2 protein-coding genes and 1 pseudogene are annotated in these 2,534 nt (G+C 67.5%); 1 reads left to right on the top strand and 2 read right to left on the bottom strand.

Annotation, left to right across the window (positions count from 1 at the left end; all coding sequences use genetic code 11):
- The coding region (locus A9Z05_RS38050; protein WP_256122100.1) for a zinc-binding dehydrogenase at positions 1-391 on the top strand (391 nt) is incomplete at its 5' end.
- A gap of 67 nt (positions 392-458) precedes the next feature.
- Here A9Z05_RS38050 and A9Z05_RS26745 read toward each other — a convergent pair.
- Both A9Z05_RS26745 and A9Z05_RS38045 read right to left on the bottom strand, forming a co-directional pair.
- Complete coding sequence (locus tag A9Z05_RS26745) at positions 459-1,904, bottom strand: exo-alpha-sialidase (RefSeq protein ID WP_069620756.1); 1,446 nt, start codon at positions 1,902-1,904, stop codon at positions 459-461.
- A 454-nt stretch (positions 1,905-2,358) separates the two neighbouring features.
- Positions 2,359-2,534: pseudogene (locus A9Z05_RS38045) on the bottom strand (MarR family transcriptional regulator); the annotation flags it as partial.

The following is a 2,534-nucleotide window of genomic DNA, read 5'->3' as shown; positions in this document are numbered from 1 at the left end:
GCAGCTGACGATCGATGCGTCGGTCGACGACCCGGCGACAGTGATCCAGAAGGAAATCGGCGGCGCGCACGGCGTGCTCGTCACGGCCGTGTCGCGCAGCGCGTTCGCGCAGGCGCTCGGGATGGTCCGACGCGGCGGCACGGTGGCGCTCAACGGCTTGCCGCCGGGCGATTTCCCGTTGCCGATCTTCTCGACCGTGCTGAACGGCATCACCGTGCGCGGGTCGATCGTCGGCACGCGGCGCGATCTGCAGGAGTCGCTCGATTTCGCGGCGGACGGCCTGGTGCGCGCGCACATCCATCGCGATCGGCTCGCCAACATCAACGACGTATTCGCGAAGCTGCGGGAAGGGAAGGTCGATGGCCGCATCGTGCTGACGGACATGCATTGATGCCATGAACGGGCGCACGCCGCCGCGCGGCGCTTGGCGTCGCGGCGGCGTGACGGTCATCCTCGCATCACGGCGCGAAGAACACGTCGGTGCGATTCGTCAGGTTGCCTGCGTTGGTCTGGACGAAGAACGGATGGAACGACGATGACGGGCGAACGTCGAGCCCCTGATAGTCGCCGATGAAGAACCCTTCGGCGTTGGGCGCGAGCTTCATGTCGAACGGGCCGCCGACGCGCCGCTCGTCGGCGAACGTGGCGCCGGCGTCGTGCGAGATCTTGCGCCAGAAGCCGGTCGGCAGTGTCGTCGTGTTGCCGGCCTGCAGGTCGCGGAAGTCGTAGTACGTGACCATCACCGCCCCCGTGTTGTCGACGCGCACCGACGGATTGAACGCGGGGCGCCCGGTCGGCGTGTTGACCTGTTGCGGCGCGCTCCATGTCGCGCCGCCATCCTTCGACGTCGATAGCGCGATCTCGTCGTACGTGCCGCCGTTGAAGCGGCTGTCCTGCCACGCGACGTAGAGCTGCCCCGATGCCGGGTCGATCGCCGGCTCCGGGATGATGTCGCCGGTGCGCACGGGTTCGCCGGTGTTCGGGTCCGTGACGCCGGCCGTCTGCAGCCCCGCGATGATCTGCGGCTTGGTCCACGTCGCGCCGTCGTCGGTCGACTTGACGAACGCGACCTTGCCGGCCGCCTTGTTGAACGGCGGCTGGATCAGGTCGAAGAAATCGTAAAGCGTGCCGCTCTTCGGATCGACGACGATCTGGTTGCCGATCGTCTGCTGGCGCGACGGCACGTCGACGATGACCTTCGCGGCGCTCCACGTCTTGCCGCCGTCGGTCGTCTTCGAGAACAGCGTCGGCCCGCGGTACGCCGCCGTGTGCAGGTTCGCGTACGGGTTGCCGTTCGGCAGCTCGAGGCGGTCCCATACCGCATACGCGGTGCCGGCCTTCACCGGGTTGGCGGTGACCGATTCCTTGTCGTTGAAGAACTGCGTCGTCGGTTCGTCGTTCGCGATCAGCACGGCCGGGCTGCTCCACGTCTGCCCGCCGTCGGTCGACACCGACGCGCCGACCGCGTTGGCGTTGTTCGACTGGTTGAACGAGATCGATACCGAATACGCGGTGCCATCCGGCCCGAACGAGACCCACGGATCGGACGCGCGCTCGTACTTGAGCCCGCCCGGCGCGCAGGCGCTGAACGGCTGCGGCGTGCGCGCCCAGGTTGCGCCCGCATCGAACGTGTAGCCGGCGACGAGCCCGTGGGCGCCGCCGTTCGACCAGCGGTCCTGCTGCCACACGCCGATCATGTTGTTCGGGTTCGCCGGGTTGACCGCGAGCCACGGTTCGACTTCTGCATTCACGTAGTTGGTGCCCGGGCCGCCGATGGTGCAGGCGGCGAACGGGCTCGGGCCGGACACGACGACCGGGTCGGCGTGCGCGGCGGCAGCGGCGGCCAGCGCCATCGCGGCGGACAGGCGGGTGACAAGCGGATGGGGCACGATCATGCGTCGCATGGACGACTCCTCGGTGAGGTGCGGATGCGATGACGGGGCACGACGAGACAACGTGAGCGGGTGCGCGGCCGATCGTGCCGCGCACGTCGTTACGTCCGGTTCAGCGTGTCGCTTCAGCCATCGCAATCCGCGTGCGCTGGATGCCGCCAGCGCTTCGGTCAAGAGTCCTCTTCGTTTTCATTGCTGTCGGGCGGGTCTGCGATGTCGACCCGACGGGAACGCCAGTCCGGGCATGCGACGAATGTGTCGAAGTGGATTGCAATGTAGGCGATTCGAATGTCGCGCGACAGGCGGTTTTTTGTAACAGGACGTAGCCGGAAACCGTTGCCGGAAGCAGGTGGCCGGCCCGCAAGATTTGCCGTTGCGGCGGCATGAAAATCGAATCGAAAACGCGAATCGCAATCGCTTGCGATCGCTGTCGGCGCGAGCCGGTTGTGACCGCGCGATGCGCGGCTCAGCGCTCCGCCGGAAACCGCTCCTGCAATGCGTGCAGCCAGCGCGCGACGACGTCGAGTTCGTCGTCGGAAAACCCGTCGCACAGCTTGCCGTTGAGTTCGCGCAGCAGCACGCGCGCACGCTTGAGTGCCGCGTGGCCTGCGTCGGTCAGGTACAGCCGCGTCGCGCGGCCGT

It is taken from the genome of Burkholderia sp. A2, from assembly GCF_001729305.1.
Taxonomy (GTDB): domain Bacteria; phylum Pseudomonadota; class Gammaproteobacteria; order Burkholderiales; family Burkholderiaceae; genus Burkholderia; species Burkholderia sola.
Note: the sequence above shows the minus strand (reverse complement) of the source record. Positions and strands in the feature narration are given on the sequence as shown.

What these genes read in the sequence shown, in the direction of transcription:
- A9Z05_RS26745 (WP_069620756.1), bottom strand. Translation starts at nt 1,904, where the DNA reads ATGCGACGCATGATCGTGCCCCATCCGCTTGTCACCCGCCTGTCCGCC.